The 13946-nt window shown below is 62.0% G+C and carries 13 protein-coding genes; 6 read left to right on the forward strand and 7 right to left on the reverse strand.

The window, feature by feature from the left end; translation table 11 throughout:
• Positions 1-253 precede the first annotated feature (253 nt).
• Genes ACXX81_RS20970 through ACXX81_RS20980 form a run of 3 tightly spaced genes read left to right on the forward strand, consistent with a single transcriptional unit; the run spans position 254 to position 3683 of the window.
• A complete protein-coding gene (locus ACXX81_RS20970) occupies positions 254-1549 on the forward strand; it encodes a murein hydrolase activator EnvC family protein (protein ID WP_209987446.1) in 1296 nt (431 codons plus the stop codon).
• A 30-nt stretch (positions 1550-1579) separates the two neighbouring features.
• Positions 1580-2908, forward strand: coding sequence for a S41 family peptidase (locus tag ACXX81_RS20975; RefSeq protein WP_231422701.1), 1329 nt, complete (start codon positions 1580-1582; stop codon positions 2906-2908).
• A gap of 1 nt (position 2909) precedes the next feature.
• Entirely contained in the window at positions 2910-3683 is a 774-nt protein-coding gene (locus tag ACXX81_RS20980; protein ID WP_209987442.1) for a divergent polysaccharide deacetylase family protein, read from the forward strand.
• A gap of 523 nt (positions 3684-4206) precedes the next feature.
• Here the strand turns inward: ACXX81_RS20980 and ACXX81_RS20985 are convergent.
• From ACXX81_RS20985 to ACXX81_RS21015, 7 genes are all read right to left on the reverse strand, one after another.
• Complete coding sequence (locus tag ACXX81_RS20985) at positions 4207-4953, reverse strand: substrate-binding periplasmic protein (protein ID WP_231422699.1); 747 nt, start codon at positions 4951-4953, stop codon at positions 4207-4209.
• 66 nt (positions 4954-5019) lie between these two features.
• Positions 5020-5790 carry an imidazole glycerol phosphate synthase subunit HisF gene (gene hisF / locus ACXX81_RS20990; protein ID WP_003171107.1) on the reverse strand — a complete coding sequence of 257 codons (771 nt, stop codon included), beginning with the start codon at positions 5788-5790 and terminating at the stop codon, positions 5020-5022.
• Between the two features lie 83 nt (positions 5791-5873).
• On the reverse strand, positions 5874-6623 hold the full coding sequence (gene hisA, locus ACXX81_RS20995; RefSeq protein ID WP_231422698.1) for a 1-(5-phosphoribosyl)-5-[(5-phosphoribosylamino)methylideneamino]imidazole-4-carboxamide isomerase: 750 nt from the start codon (positions 6621-6623) through the stop codon (positions 5874-5876).
• Between the two features lie 39 nt (positions 6624-6662).
• A complete protein-coding gene (locus tag ACXX81_RS21000; protein WP_231422697.1) occupies positions 6663-6920 on the reverse strand; it encodes a DUF2164 domain-containing protein in 258 nt (85 codons plus the stop codon).
• On the reverse strand, positions 6920-7558 hold the full coding sequence (gene hisH / locus ACXX81_RS21005; protein WP_057008572.1) for an imidazole glycerol phosphate synthase subunit HisH: 639 nt from the start codon (positions 7556-7558) through the stop codon (positions 6920-6922). The genes ACXX81_RS21000 and hisH overlap by 1 nt, the downstream gene beginning before the upstream one ends.
• Entirely contained in the window at positions 7558-8151 is a 594-nt protein-coding gene (gene hisB / locus ACXX81_RS21010) for an imidazoleglycerol-phosphate dehydratase HisB (RefSeq protein WP_003237513.1), read from the reverse strand. Before hisB ends, hisH begins: the two co-directional genes overlap by 1 nt.
• A gap of 257 nt (positions 8152-8408) precedes the next feature.
• The gene (locus tag ACXX81_RS21015; RefSeq protein WP_209987433.1) at positions 8409-10043 is read right to left on the reverse strand and encodes an OFA family MFS transporter; all 1635 of its coding nucleotides are present in this window, start codon (positions 10041-10043) and stop codon (positions 8409-8411) included.
• Between the two features lie 324 nt (positions 10044-10367).
• Here ACXX81_RS21015 and ACXX81_RS21020 point away from each other — a divergent pair, with 324 nt between their 5' ends.
• The 3 genes from ACXX81_RS21020 to ACXX81_RS21030 are packed head-to-tail and all read left to right on the forward strand — an operon-like array spanning position 10368 to position 13914.
• Complete coding sequence (locus tag ACXX81_RS21020; protein ID WP_458572322.1) at positions 10368-12581, forward strand: AsmA family protein; 2214 nt, start codon at positions 10368-10370, stop codon at positions 12579-12581.
• Positions 12578-13645: an A/G-specific adenine glycosylase gene (gene mutY / locus ACXX81_RS21025; RefSeq protein ID WP_231422695.1), complete on the forward strand. Its 1068-nt coding sequence runs from the start codon at positions 12578-12580 to the stop codon at positions 13643-13645. The genes ACXX81_RS21020 and mutY overlap by 4 nt, the downstream gene beginning before the upstream one ends.
• Positions 13642-13914, forward strand: coding sequence for an oxidative damage protection protein (locus tag ACXX81_RS21030; RefSeq protein ID WP_231422694.1), 273 nt, complete (start codon positions 13642-13644; stop codon positions 13912-13914). Before mutY ends, ACXX81_RS21030 begins: the two co-directional genes overlap by 4 nt.
• Positions 13915-13946 lie beyond the last annotated feature (32 nt).

The raw sequence follows: 13946 nt of genomic DNA on the forward strand, positions 1-13946 counted from the left end.
AAAAGCGCCGCGAAACAATGTGGGAGGGGGCTTGCCCCCGATAGCAGTGGCTCAGCCAGCCTATATTTAGCTGACACACCGCCATCGGGAGCAAGCCCCCTCCCACATTGGATCTCCAGTGTTTAGAAGATGTCCTATTGCCATACCGGCGCCACTCGGAACCTATCTTGCCTTCCAGCCCGAATTGGGCGTTTTTTTTGCCGCGCTTGGCGGGCATACTAGGCCGTCCATTTCCCTGGTGTCGCCCGCCTCTATGCTTCGCGCCTTGATTACCCTTGCTCTTGTCTGCCTGCTCCAACCGGCGTTTGCCGATGAGCGCGCACAAACCCAACAACAGTTGGACGCTACGCGTCAGGACATTACCGAGCTGAAAAAACTGCTCGGCAAACTCCAGGAAGAAAAATCCGGGGTGCAGAAAGACCTGCGCGGTACGGAAACCGAGATGGGCAAGCTGGAGAAGCAAGTCCAGGAGCTGCAAAAAGAACTAAAGAAGAGCGAGTCGGAACTGGAGCGACTCGACGCTGAGAAAAAAAAACTCCAGAGCGCACGCGTTGAACAGCAACGCCTGATTGCGATCCAGGCCCGCGCCGCTTACCAGAGCGGCCGCCAGGAATACCTCAAGCTGCTGCTCAATCAGCAGAACCCCGAGAAATTCGCACGCACCCTGACCTATTACGATTACCTGAGCAAAGCGCGGCTGGAGCAATTGAAAGGGTTCAACGAAACCCTGCGCCAATTGGCCAATGTCGAACAGGAAATCGCCGACCAGCAATCGCAGCTGCTCGACCAGAAAACCGTCCTCGATACCCAGCGTGACCAGCTCGACAAGGTACGCAAGGAACGCCAGCTGGCCCTTGCCAAACTCAACGACGACGTCAAGGCCCGCGACGCCAAGTTGCAGGCCCGCGTGCAGGACCAGGCCGACCTGGCCAAGGTGCTCAAAACCATCGAGGAAACCCTGGCCCGCCAGGCTCGCGAGGCTGAAGAGGCGCGGCAAAAAGCGCTGATCGCCCAGCAGGAAGCCGAAAAAAAGCGCCAGCGTGAGGCCGAACAGGCGGCCACCACCGACGCGCCAGCGCCGCGTAAACCGGCGCGTGCAGCGCCCGGCCCGCTGGTTTCCAGCACCGGCGAGTCGTTCGGCGGCCCTTTTGCTTCAGCACGCGGCAAACTTCCATGGCCGGTTGATGGTCGATTACTGGCACGCTTTGGTGAAACCCGTGGCGATGACACCCGCGCCAAGTGGGATGGCGTGATGATCAGCGCCGCTGCCGGCAGCCAGGTCCACGCCGTTCACGGTGGGCGCGTGGTGTTCGCCGATTGGCTGCGCGGCGCTGGCCTGCTGGTGATTCTTGACCACGGCAATGGCTATTTGAGCCTTTACGGCCACAATCAGACATTACTCAAGTCGGCAGGTGATGTTGTAAAAGCCGGTGAATCCATCTCCACTGTGGGTAACAGTGGTGGCCAGGACACCCCGGCGCTGTACTTCGCTATTCGTCAGCAGGGCCGCCCGAGCGACCCTGCACAATGGTGCCGTTCCCAAGGATAGGGCCGTACCTACATTAGGAGTTCGTTCGACATGCTGCATTTGTCCCGCCTCACTTCGCTGGCCCTGACGATCGCCCTGGTGACCGGCGCGCCGCTGGCTTTCGCCGATCAGGCCGCTGCGGCCGCACCCGCCGCCACAGCCGCGACCTCTGCCGCGACCACCAAGGCGCCGTTGCCGCTGGACGAGCTGCGCACCTTTGCCGAGGTCATGGACCGCATCAAGGCAGCCTATGTCGAACCGGTAGACGACAAGACCCTGCTGGAAAATGCCATCAAGGGCATGCTCAGCAACCTCGACCCGCACTCTGCGTACCTTGGTCCGGAAGATTTCGCCGAGCTGCAGGAAAGCACCAGCGGTGAGTTCGGTGGCCTGGGCATTGAGGTGGGCGCTGAAGACGGCCAGATCAAAGTGGTCTCGCCAATCGACGACACCCCGGCGTCCAAGGCCGGCATCCAGGCCGGCGACTTGATCGTCAAGATCAACGGCCAGCCCACCCGCGGCCAGACCATGACCGAAGCCGTCGACAAGATGCGCGGCAAGCTTGGCCAGAAAATCACCCTGACCCTGGTGCGCGACGGCGGCAACCCGTTTGACGTGACCCTGGCCCGCGCGACCATCACGGTCAAGAGCGTGAAGAGCCAATTGCTGGAGTCGGGTTACGGCTACATCCGGATCACTCAGTTCCAGGTCAAGACCGGCGACGAAGTGGCCAAGGCCCTGGCCAAGCTGCGCAAGGACAACGGCAAGAAACTCAACGGCATCGTGCTCGACCTGCGTAACAACCCGGGCGGCGTGCTGCAATCGGCGGTGGAAGTGGTCGACCACTTCATCACCAAGGGCCTGATCGTCTACACCAAGGGCCGCATCGCCAATTCCGAGCTGCGTTTCTCGGCCACCGGTAACGACCTCAGCGAAAACGTGCCACTGGCCGTGCTGATCAACGGCGGCAGCGCCTCGGCCTCGGAAATCGTCGCCGGTGCCCTGCAGGACCAGAAGCGCGGCGTGCTGATGGGCACCACCAGCTTCGGCAAGGGCTCGGTGCAAACCGTGTTGCCGCTGAACAACGAGCGCGCCCTGAAAATCACCACTGCGCTGTACTACACGCCGAACGGGCGCTCGATCCAGGCCCAGGGCATCGTGCCGGACATTGAGGTGCGCAAGGCCAAGATCACCAACGAGATCGACAGCGAGTATTACAAGGAGGCCGACCTGCAAGGTCACCTGGGCAATGGCAACGGCGGCGCCGACCAGCCTACCGGCAGCGGCGCCAAAGCCAAGCCGATGCCACAGGACGACGACTACCAGTTGGCCCAGGCGTTGAGCCTGCTCAAGGGCCTGAGCATCACGCGCAACCGTTGATATGCGCCTTGCCCTGATTATCGCCGTGCTGTGCAGCCTGGCAGGTGTCGCCCACGCGACGCCTGCCGGCGAATCTCAAAAGGCCTACCTGACCCTGATCATCGACGACCTGGGGCAAAACCTGCCACGGGATCGGCGTGTGCTGGCCCTGCCTGGGCCGGTCACCACCGCGATCATGCCCGACACGCCCCACGCCGCCGAATTCGCCCGCGAAGCCCACAAGGCCGGCAAGATCGTGATCCTGCACATGCCCATGGACCCGGCCACCGGCCCGTTCGCCTGGCACCCTGAATTGCCCATCGAAGAACTCGGCAAGCGCCTGGACGCCGCCTTCGAAGCCGTGCCTTTCACCGCCGGCATCAACAATCACATGGGCAGCCGCATGACCGCCCAGCCGCAGGCGATGGCCTGGCTGATGGGCGAGCTGCAGCGTCGTCACAAGTTCTTTGTCGACAGCCGCACCAGCGCGCAGACCGTTGCCGCCGCCGAGGCGCAAAAGATTGGCCTGGCCAGTGTCTCGCGGGATGTGTTTCTGGATGACGAACGCACCGAAGCGGCCATCACCACCCAACTGCAAACCGCGATCAAGCTGGCGCACAAGCAGGGATCGGTGGTGATGATCGGCCACCCTTATCCACAAACCCTGGCGGTGCTGGAGCGTGAACTGCCCCGGCTCAAGGCACAAGGCGTCGAATGGATCGATATCAAATCGATGATCAGCCTGCGCAGCAATCAGGCCATGGGCGGCCATGGCAAGAACGGCCAGTACCGTTAGACAAGATGGCGACATACCACTGTGGGAGCAGGATTGCCCTAATGCTATTCAGTTAAGAGCAGACCCCTATGTGAGCGGCGGTGTGCCTGGCCTGCGAAAGCGGTGCGTCAGTCAGCATCCATGTTTACCGGGCCGACGCCTTCGCAGGCAAGCCAGCTCTTATCAAACACAAAATAACGTATTGATTTTAAAACCTGAAGTTTCAGTCAGCCACATTCCTGTGGCGAGCGGGCTTGCCCCAATGCCGTTCAGTCAAGCGCAGATTCCCTGTGGCGAGCAGGCTTGTCCTGCGTTGGGCTGCGCAGCAGCCCCAAAACCAGGCGCTGAGCCGTATCAGGTACACCGCGTTTTGCTTGATTGGGGGCGCTTCGCACCCCAACGCGGGGCAAGCCCGCTCGCCACAGAGGCCCCAGTTTGCTGCGCGACAGCGCTAAGTCGAAGACTTGGCGGAGCCTCCCACATTTTTGACCGTGTTTGTCCCGCTGATTGCCGTGCTGCAGTCGTGGGAGCTGGTGACTGCAGGTTAAAGGTAGCGCGCCATGATCTCGTCGACCACGCCGTCTTTACGCAATTGATCCAGCGTGGCCTGAAGCTTCGCCACCAGTTCATCCGACACGTTCTTGTTCAACGCGAGGTAGAGTTGAGCGCTATTGAAGCGCAACACGGTCTTGAGCCCCGTCACGCCCACCTGACGCGCCAGATAACGCCCGGCGGGATCGCCGGTGGCCCAGAGGTCGATCTGGCCGTCCATGAGTCGTTGCGCATTGTCCTGATCGCGCAGCACAACCAGCGGCTTTAGGCCTTGCCTGTCCAGGGTCTGGGCAATGGCATCGCCCTTGTAGGCACCGATTTTATAGCGGCGCGCCTGCTCGAGGCTGCTGAGCTCAATCCTGCTGTCGGCCTTGGCCAGCAGCACCCAATCATCCGGGCCGATGGGGCCGACCCATTTGAACAGCGCTTCACGCTCGGGCAGGCGCGCCATCACGAAAACGCCGTAGCCGGGTTTTTCCAGGGTGAGTTTATAGATGCGCTCCCAGGGGAACCGCAGGGTAAGGTTGTAGGCAATGCCGGCACGCTTGAAGGTCTCGCGCACGATATCTGCGGCGATGCCTTCGATGTTCTCGTCCCTGGCGAAGTTCTTGCCGTTTTTTGCCATGTTGTAGGGCGGAAAATTTTCCGTCAGCAACACCAGCGCGGCGTCAGAGGGTTCGTCGGCGTGGGCCGCACCAGCCAACAGCAGGGACGTGGCAAGCAGGAGTTGTTTGAACATGTAGGCTACCGGAATCCATGGCAAGCGCAGAGAGTGCCGCGCGCCTGCCATGCTGTCCAGCAGCGTTTAGCGCACCACGATACCGCGCGCGGCCATGTAGGCCTTGGCCTCGGGAACGGTGTATTCGCCGAAGTGGAAAATGCTCGCCGCCAGCACTGCGCTGGCGTGGCCTTCGATCACGCCATCGGCCAGGTGCTGCAGGTTGCCGACGCCGCCGGAGGCGATCACCGGGATGCCGAGCGCGTCGCTGATGGCGCGGGTCACGCCCAGGTCGAAGCCGTTTTTCATGCCGTCCTGGTCCATGCTGGTCAGCAGGATTTCGCCCGCACCCAGGCCTTCCATCTTCATCGCCCACTCCACCGCGTCCAGGCCGGTCGGCTTGCGCCCGCCGTGGGTGAAGATCTCCCAGCGCGGGGTTTCGCCGGGGCCCGAGACTTTCTTGGCGTCGATAGCGACTACGATGCACTGCGAGCCGAAGTGCTGCGCAGCCTCGCCGACGAACTCCGGATTGAACACTGCGGCGGTGTTGATCGAGACCTTGTCGGCACCGGCGTTGAGCAGGTTGCGAATATCCTGCACGGTGCGTACGCCACCGCCCACGGTCAGCGGGATGAACACCTGGCTGGCCATGCGCTCGACGGTATGCAGCGTGGTGTCGCGGCCGTCGACGCTGGCGGTGATGTCGAGAAAGGTAATCTCGTCGGCACCCTGCTCATCGTAGCGACGGGCGATTTCCACCGGGTCGCCGGCATCCCGGATGTTCTCGAACTTGACACCCTTGACCACGCGACCGTTGTCGACGTCCAGGCAAGGGATGATGCGTTTGGCCAGCGCCATGGGCTTATCTCCGATAAGAGTTGCAAGCTTTGAGCTGCAAGCTGCAAGTAGAAGCGGGTCTGCTTTTACTTGCAGCTTGCAGCTTACAACTTGAAGCTGGCCTCATAGCCATCACACAGGGCCTGAGCTTCGGACACATCCAGGGTGCCCTCATAAATCGCACGGCCGGTGATGGCGCCGATGATGCCGGGCGCACGGGCGTCCAGCAGCGACTTGATATCGCCCAGGTTATGGATGCCGCCGGAAGCAATCACCGGAATCTTCGTCGCGGCGGCCAGCGCAGCTGTAAACGGCACGTTGCAGCCCTGCATCATGCCGTCCTTGGCGATGTCGGTATAAACGATGGCGGAGACGCCGTCGGCTTCGAACTGCTTGGCCAGATCGATCACCTGCACGGTGCTGATTTCAGCCCAGCCGTCGGTGGCGACGAAACCGTCCTTGGCATCCAGGCCCACGATCACCTTACCGGGGAACGCGCGGCAGGCCTCGGCGACGAAGGCAGGGTCTTTCACGGCCTTGGTGCCGATGATCACGTAGCTCACGCCCGCCTTGACGTAGTGCTCGATGGTTTCCAGGGAACGGATACCGCCACCGATCTGGATCGGCAGGTTGGGGTAGCGTTTGGCGATGGCGGTGACCACCTCACCATTGACCGGCTGGCCTTCGAAGGCGCCGTTCAGGTCCACCAGATGCAGGCGACGGCAGCCCCCTTCCACCCACTTGGCGGCCATGCTCACCGGGTCATCGGAGAACACGGTGGAGTCTTCCATGCGGCCCTGGCGCAGACGTACGCAAGCGCCGTCCTTGAGATCGATAGCGGGGATAATCAGCATCTGGCAAACCTTATTCGATATTCAGCAATGCTTGGGAAATCAGGGTTTCTCAAGCGACCACAAGTCGCTTTCGAGGCTTTCGAACCTTTCTTTAAGGAGCGTCTGCGTGTCGAAAATCGCCCTGTTGTAATAGTGCGGCGCCACCTCAAGGGTGAACAGCTCAAGAATCTCGGCCACTTCGAACGAGCCCAGCGTGAGCTCGAAACGGTCCTGCATGAAGCGCTTGATCTTGTCGGTGGCCTCACGCTCCTGCTCGGGCGTGAGGGTCAAGATCGGTGCTTTGGCCTTCCTGGCCATTACCAGCGGCCATCCCACGCGGCGAAGTTCTGCAGCAATTGCAGGCCATGGGTATGGCTTTTTTCCGGGTGGAACTGCACGGCAAAACGCGAGCCTTCGGCCAGCGCGGCGGCGAAGTCGACGCCGTAATGCCCGCCGCCTGCCACCTGGCCGGCTTTACCGGCGGCGATGTAGTAGCTGTGCACGAAGTAAAAGCGCGCCATGTCCGGCACCTCATGCCACAACGGGTGATCCAGCGTCTGGCGCACTTCGTTCCAGCCCATGTGCGGGACTTTCAAGTGGGCGCCGTCTTCGTGCAGGTCTTTGCCGAAGAACTTCACATCGCCGGGGAACAGGCCGATGCAGTCGACGCCATTGTTCTCTTCACTGCGATCCAGCAGGGCTTGCATGCCCACGCAGATACCGAGGAAAGGACGATCCTGGCTGACTTCACGCACCAGGCTGTCAAAGCCCAGGCGACGAATCTCGGCCATGCAGTCGCGAATCGCGCCCACACCGGGGAACACCACGCGGTCGGCTTCGCGAATCACATCGGCATCGCTGGTGATCAGCACCTTGCCGGCACCCACGTGTTCGAGGGCCTTGGCCACCGAATGCAGGTTGCCCATGCCGTAGTCGATAACCGCGACCGTCTGCATTACAGGACGCCCTTGGTCGACGGCATCTGCCCGGCCATGCGGTCGTCCAGCTCCACCGCCATGCGCAGCGCGCGGCCGAAGGCCTTGAACACGGTTTCGATCTGGTGGTGGGTGTTGGTGCCGCGCAGGTTGTCGATGTGCAGGCTGACGAGTGCGTGGTTGACGAACCCCTGGAAGAATTCCTGGAACAGGTCGACGTCGAAGCCGCCTACGGTGGCGCGGGTGTAGGGCACGTGCATCTGCAGGCCCGGGCGACCGGAGAAGTCGATGACCACGCGCGACAGCGCTTCATCCAGCGGCACATAGGCATGGCCGTAGCGACGGATGCCTTTTTTGTCGCCGATGGCCTTGGCAAAGGCCTGGCCGAGGGTGATGCCCACGTCTTCCACCGTGTGGTGGTCGTCGATGTGCAGGTCGCCCTTGCTGACGATATCCAGGTCGATCAGCCCGTGACGGGCGATCTGGTCCAGCATGTGCTCAAGGAAGGGGACACCGATATCAAATCGGGCCTTTCCGGTGCCATCCAGGTTGATCGAGGCTTTGATCTGGGTTTCCAGAGTGTCGCGCTCGACGGACGCCATACGTTCGACCATCACCAGCTCCGCAAATCATTGGGCGAAAAAGGTGGCCATTATAGGGGTGCGGGCGGCAAACAGAAACATCGGAGGGGATAAGACTGATGGAGTGTCGGGGATAGACATGTGCATACAACTGGAACCCGCTGATGCGAACTCGGCACCCCCAATGTGGCAGGGGGCTTGCTCCCGATAGCGGCGGATCAGCCTGCAAATAGGCAACTGACCCATCGCCATCGGGAGCAAGCCCCCTCCCACAAGTTATTGCGGCGTTATCAGTGGAACAGTACCGCCGTCTTCTGCAGGGTTACCCACACACCCCACGCCAACGGAATACCCACCACCAGCCAGGCGGCAATCGCCAGCGGCTTGCTGCCAGGGGAGGCTTTCCACTCCAGCACGGTGGACGCATCAGCGCCCTTGTCATGGCCCAGCGCCTGTTCGGCAGCCAGTTCGGCGTCGCTCATGAAGTACTTGTCGGCCACCGGGCGCACCAGCAGGTTGCAGATGAAGCCCAGCACCAACAGACCGGCGAGGATGTACAAGGTGATGTCATAGGCCGCAGCGCGTTCAACGCCAATGCTCAATTGATATTCACGCAGGTAGTTCACCAGCACCGGGCCCAGCACGCCGGCCGCAGCCCAGGCGGTCAGCAGGCGACCGTGGATCGCACCGACCATTTGCGTACCGAACAGGTCAGCCAGGTAAGCCGGCACGGTGGCGAAGCCGCCGCCGTACATCGACAGGATCACGCAGAACGCCGCCACGAACAGCGCCACGTTGCCCAGGTGCCCCAGGTTCGGGATCAGCGCGTACAGGGCAAAGCCCAGGGCGAAGAACACGAAGTAGGTGTTTTTGCGGCCCAGGTAGTCAGAGAACGACGCCCAGAAGAACCGGCCGCCGATGTTGAACAGGCTCAACAGACCGGTAAAGCCCGCCGCAATCGCAGCAATCGACGCCAGTTGCCCGGCATCCAACTGGCCAAACGGCACATTCACGCCCAGCAACTTGCCGCCGAACACTTCCTGCAGCAGCGGCGAAGCCATGCCCAGGATGCCGATACCGGCGGAAACGTTCAGGCACAGCACCAGCCACACCAGACGGAATTGCGGGGTTTTCCAGGCCACGTTCACGTGCACGTGACGGTGGGTGATCATCGCATTGCTGGCTTTTTTCGCCGGTGCCGTCCAGCCCTCAGGCTTCCAGCCGGTCGGCGGTACGCGGTAGGACAGTGCGCCGCCGATCATGAACACGAAGTAGATCGCAGCCATCACCAGGAAGCTCTGCCACACGCCCACGCTGGTTGGCGAAGCGAAGTGACCCATCAGCGCTGCGGCCAGAGGTGCACCGACCATCGCGCCGCCGCCGAAGCCCATGATCGCCATGCCGGTGGCCATGCCGCGCTTGTCCGGGAACCACTTGATCAGGGTCGAAACGGGCGAGATATAGCCCAGGCCCAGACCGATACCGCCAATCACGCCGGAACCGATCCACATCAGCCAGATCTGGTGGGTATAGATACCCAACGCCGAAATCAACAGGCCGCCGCACCAGCACAGGGCCGATACAACGCCAGCCTTGCGCGGCCCGGCGTGTTCCAGCCAGCCGCCCCAGATCGCTGCCGAGCAGCCCAGGAAAATGAAAAACAGGGTGTAGATCCAGCCCAGCATGGAGATGGGCCAGTCACACTGGGACGAAAAGACCTGCGTGATAAAGCTCATGTCCGGTGCACACGCGACCGGCGCAGTAATACCCAGCGCTTTGGACAGCGGCAGCCAGAACACCGAGAAGCCGTAGGCCATGCCGATGCACAGGTGGATGGCCAGGGCGGCCGGTGGAACCAGCCAGCGGTTGAACCCCGGTTTGGCGATAATGCGCTCCTTGGACAGGAACGCAGGCTTTGTGCTCATTGGTGTTTCCCCCAGTTGTTAGTGTGTGTCCGTCAGGCGCTCTCCCCCTCGGCATTGCACGCAAAGCGTGGCCGTGGTGGTCGAGTAAAGCTCCATTTTGGCGCGACGATAGGTCGCAGAAGGCGGACGAACGCGCAGAGATTAGCACCTGTAGAGACAAGAAAAACCAAACTGATATCACTTTTTCAGGAAATTCGTTTTTTCTGACGCCAAATTCCTGTTCTTCTCGATCTGGATACAATGTAACGATCGCTGAACTGACTCAGGCCGCCGGGCGTTATACTCTGCGGCTAAATTTTGAAATCGACATACAAGGACTCGCCCATGAAAGCGTTCGGCAAAATCCTGGGTCTGGTACTCCTCGGGCTGTTGCTGATCATTGTGGCTCTCGGCTTTGCCCTGACCCACCTCTTCGATCCCAACGACTACAAGGAAGAGATTCGCCAGATTGCCCGCGACAAGGCCCACATCGAGCTGACGCTCAATGGCGATATCGGCTGGAGCCTGTTCCCCTGGCTCGGTCTTGAACTGCATGACGCCAGCGTGGCAACCCTGACCACCCCGACCCAGCCATTCGCCGATCTGCAGATGCTCGGCCTGTCGGTGCGCGTGCTGCCCCTGCTGCGCCGCGAAGTGCAGATGAGCGATGTGCGGGTCGAAGGCCTGAACCTGCGCCTGAACCGCGACAAGCAGGGCCATGGCAACTGGGAAGATATCGGCAAGAACGTGACGGTGGCGACCACCACCGGCACCCCTGCTCCGGCGGAACAAGCGGCCGAGGCCGAACCGGAGAAACCGGCCAAGCCGATTCGCCTGGACATCGACAGCCTGACCGTCAACAACGCGCGCGTCGAATACAACGATGAGCAGACCGGCAAGCAGTTCAGCGCCGAGAGTATCCAGCTGAGCGCCGGCGCCGTGCATGAAGGCGCAAGCATTCCGGTGAAGCTCACCGCGTTCTTCGGCAGCAACCAGCCGGTGATGCGCGTCAAGACCGAGCTCAACGGCAACCTGCGCATCCAGCGCGCCCTCAAGCGCTACCAGTTCGAAGACATGAAGATCTCCGGGGAAGCCACCGGCGAGCCGCTGCAGGGCAAGACCGTGACCTTCTCCACCCAGGGCCAGTTGCTGGTGGACCAGGCGGCGAACATCGCCGAATGGACCAACCTGAAACTGTCGGCCAACCAACTGCGCGCGCTGGGCGAACTGAAGGTCAACGACCTGGACAAGACCCCGCAACTCAGCGGCGCCCTGTCCATCGCCCAATTCGACCTCGCCAAATTCCTCGACAGCGTCGGCCACCCGCTGCCGCCGATGGCCGACGGCAGCCTGAGCAAGGTCGAGCTGGTCAGCCGTCTGAAGGGCACGCCCACCAGCGTGGCGCTCGAAGACCTGAACCTGAAGCTCGACGGCAGCACCTTCACCGGCCGCATCGCCGTGGAAGATTTCGCCAAACAGTCGCTGCGCATGCAGCTCAAGGGCGACACCTTCAACGCCGACAACTATTTGCCGGCCAAGTCCGAGTCCGCCAAGGGCGCCACCGCCGCCCGCCAGGCCGAAGTGCAAAACAGCGAAGCCGGGGCCATGGCTGCCGGTGGCACCACGCCGCTGCCCGACGCGCCGACCAAAAGCGCCTGGAGCACCGACAAGCTGCTGCCGCTCACCCGCCTGCGTACCCTCGACGTGAATGCCGACCTTGCCTTTAGTCAGTTGACCTTGAGCAAACTGCCAATCCAGAACGCCGTGCTGAAAGCCTCCGGCATCGACGGCCAGCTCAAGCTCGACGCCCTCAGCGGCGGCCTCTACAACGGCACCTTCCAGGCCAACGGCACGCTCGACGTGCGCCAGGATATTCCGCTGCTCGCGTTGCAAAGCCATATCAGGCAAGTGCCGGTCGAACGCATCCTGCAAGCCCAGGGGCAAACCCCGCCGGTGAAAGGCCAGGTCACCCTCGACAGCAACCTCAGCGGCCGCGGCAACAGCCAGAAAGCGCTGATCGACAGTCTCAACGGCACCGCCAGCTTCGTGATCAACAACGGCGTGCTGCTCAACGCCAATATTGAGCAACAAGTGTGCACCGGCATCGCCCTGCTCAACCGCAAGACCCTGAGCAGCACGCCACCGGGCAAGGACACGCCGTTCGAGGAACTGCGCGGCAACCTCACGTTCCGCAATGGCGTAGCCAGCAACCCCGACCTGAAAGTGCGCATCCCGGGCCTGACCGTCAACGGCAACGGTGACGTCGACCTGCGCGTACTGGGCATGGACTACCGCGTCGGCATCATTGTCGAAGGCGATCAGCGCGAAGTGCCGGACCCGGCGTGCCAGGTCGGTGCCAACTTCCAGAACATCGAAGTGCCGCTGCGCTGCCGCGGCCCGCTGGAGCTGGGTGCCAAGGCCTGCCGCCTGGACAAGGACGGCCTCGGCCAGGTCGCCATCAAGGCCGCCGGCAATCGCCTCAACGAGAAACTGGAAGAGAAGCTCGACAAGGTCAACCCGCAGCTCAAAGATGCTTTGAAAGGCCTGTTCAAACGATGAGAAACGAGCAGTTTTCAGAGGCCGTACTCGACTGGTACGACCGCCATGGTCGCCACGACCTGCCCTGGCAACAGGGCATCACGCCTTACCGGGTGTGGGTCTCGGAGATCATGCTGCAACAGACCCAGGTGAGCACCGTGCTCAATTACTTCGACCGGTTCATGGCCTCGCTGCCGACGGTCGAAGCCCTGGCCGCCGCGCCGGAAGACGAAGTGCTGCACCTGTGGACCGGCCTGGGCTACTACACCCGGGCGCGCAACCTGCAAAAGACCGCGAAGATCGTGGTGGCCGAGTACGGTGGCGAGTTTCCCAGGGATGTCGAAAAACTCACCGAACTGCCCGGCATCGGCCTGTCCACCGCGGGCGCCATCGCCAGCCTGAGCATGGGCCTGCGTGCGCCGATCCTCGATGGCAACGTCAAACGCGTGCTGGCGCGCTTTACCGCGCAGGAGGGCTACCCGGGCGAGCCCAAGGTGGCCAAGCAGCTATGGGCCACCGCAGAGCGCTTCACGCCCCATGAACGCGTCAACGCCTATACCCAGGCAATGATGGACATGGGCGCGACCCTTTGCACCCGCAGCAAACCCAGTTGCCTGCTGTGCCCGCTGGAAAAAGGCTGCGAGGCCCACATGCTCGGCCTGGAGACGCGCTACCCGATCCCCAAGCCGCGCAAGACCATCCCGCAGAAACGCACACTGATGCCAATGCTGGCCAACACCGAAGGCGCCATTCTGCTTTATCGCCGCCCCTCCACCGGACTGTGGGGCGGGTTGTGGAGCCTGCCGGAGCTGGATGACCTTGGCGACCTCGAACACCTGGCCGAGCAACACGCGCTCGAACTGGGCAAGCATCAGGAATTGCCGGGGCTGATCCACACCTTCAGCCACTTCCAGCTGGCCATCGAACCCTGGCTGGTACAGGTCGAGGAATCGGCCCATCACGTGGCCGAGGCCGACTGGCTCTGGTATAACCTCGCCACCCCGCCGCGCCTGGGCCTTGCCGCCCCGGTCAAGAAACTGCTGAAGCGCGCGGCCGACGTATTGAATGCAGGAGTGTCGTCATGACCCGCACCGTAATGTGCCGCAAGTACAAAGAAGAATTGCCAGCTCTGGACCGCCCTCCGTACCCGGGCGCCAAGGGCCAGGACATTCACGACAATGTCTCCGCCAAAGCCTGGGGCGACTGGCTTAAACACCAGACCCTGCTGATCAACGAAAAACGCCTGAACATGATGAACGCCGAAGACCGCAAATACCTGGCGGGCGAAATGGACAAGTTCTTTTCCGGCGAGGAATACGCCCAGGCCGAGGGCTACGTACCACCTGCTCAATAATTGAGCAAAAATCGGGGTCAGCACGTAAGCGA

The organism is Pseudomonas sp. GNP013 (assembly GCF_054343995.1).

What these genes read in the sequence shown, in the direction of transcription:
- ACXX81_RS20985 (WP_231422699.1), bottom strand. Translation starts at nt 4,953, where the DNA reads ATGTTCAAACAACTCCTGCTTGCCACGTCCCTGCTGTTGGCTGGTGCG.
- hisH (WP_057008572.1), bottom strand. Translation starts at nt 7,558, where the DNA reads ATGCAGACGGTCGCGGTTATCGACTACGGCATGGGCAACCTGCATTCG.
- ACXX81_RS20975 (WP_231422701.1), top strand. Translation starts at nt 1,580, where the DNA reads ATGCTGCATTTGTCCCGCCTCACTTCGCTGGCCCTGACGATCGCCCTG.
- ACXX81_RS21030 (WP_231422694.1), top strand. Translation starts at nt 13,642, where the DNA reads ATGACCCGCACCGTAATGTGCCGCAAGTACAAAGAAGAATTGCCAGCT.
- ACXX81_RS21015 (WP_209987433.1), bottom strand. Translation starts at nt 10,043, where the DNA reads ATGAGCACAAAGCCTGCGTTCCTGTCCAAGGAGCGCATTATCGCCAAA.
- ACXX81_RS20980 (WP_209987442.1), top strand. Translation starts at nt 2,910, where the DNA reads ATGCGCCTTGCCCTGATTATCGCCGTGCTGTGCAGCCTGGCAGGTGTC.
- mutY (WP_231422695.1), top strand. Translation starts at nt 12,578, where the DNA reads ATGAGAAACGAGCAGTTTTCAGAGGCCGTACTCGACTGGTACGACCGC.
- ACXX81_RS20970 (WP_209987446.1), top strand. Translation starts at nt 254, where the DNA reads ATGCTTCGCGCCTTGATTACCCTTGCTCTTGTCTGCCTGCTCCAACCG.
- hisB (WP_003237513.1), bottom strand. Translation starts at nt 8,151, where the DNA reads ATGGTCGAACGTATGGCGTCCGTCGAGCGCGACACTCTGGAAACCCAG.
- ACXX81_RS21000 (WP_231422697.1), bottom strand. Translation starts at nt 6,920, where the DNA reads ATGGCCAGGAAGGCCAAAGCACCGATCTTGACCCTCACGCCCGAGCAG.
- hisA (WP_231422698.1), bottom strand. Translation starts at nt 6,623, where the DNA reads ATGCTGATTATCCCCGCTATCGATCTCAAGGACGGCGCTTGCGTACGT.
- hisF (WP_003171107.1), bottom strand. Translation starts at nt 5,790, where the DNA reads ATGGCGCTGGCCAAACGCATCATCCCTTGCCTGGACGTCGACAACGGT.
- ACXX81_RS21020 (WP_458572322.1), top strand. Translation starts at nt 10,368, where the DNA reads ATGAAAGCGTTCGGCAAAATCCTGGGTCTGGTACTCCTCGGGCTGTTG.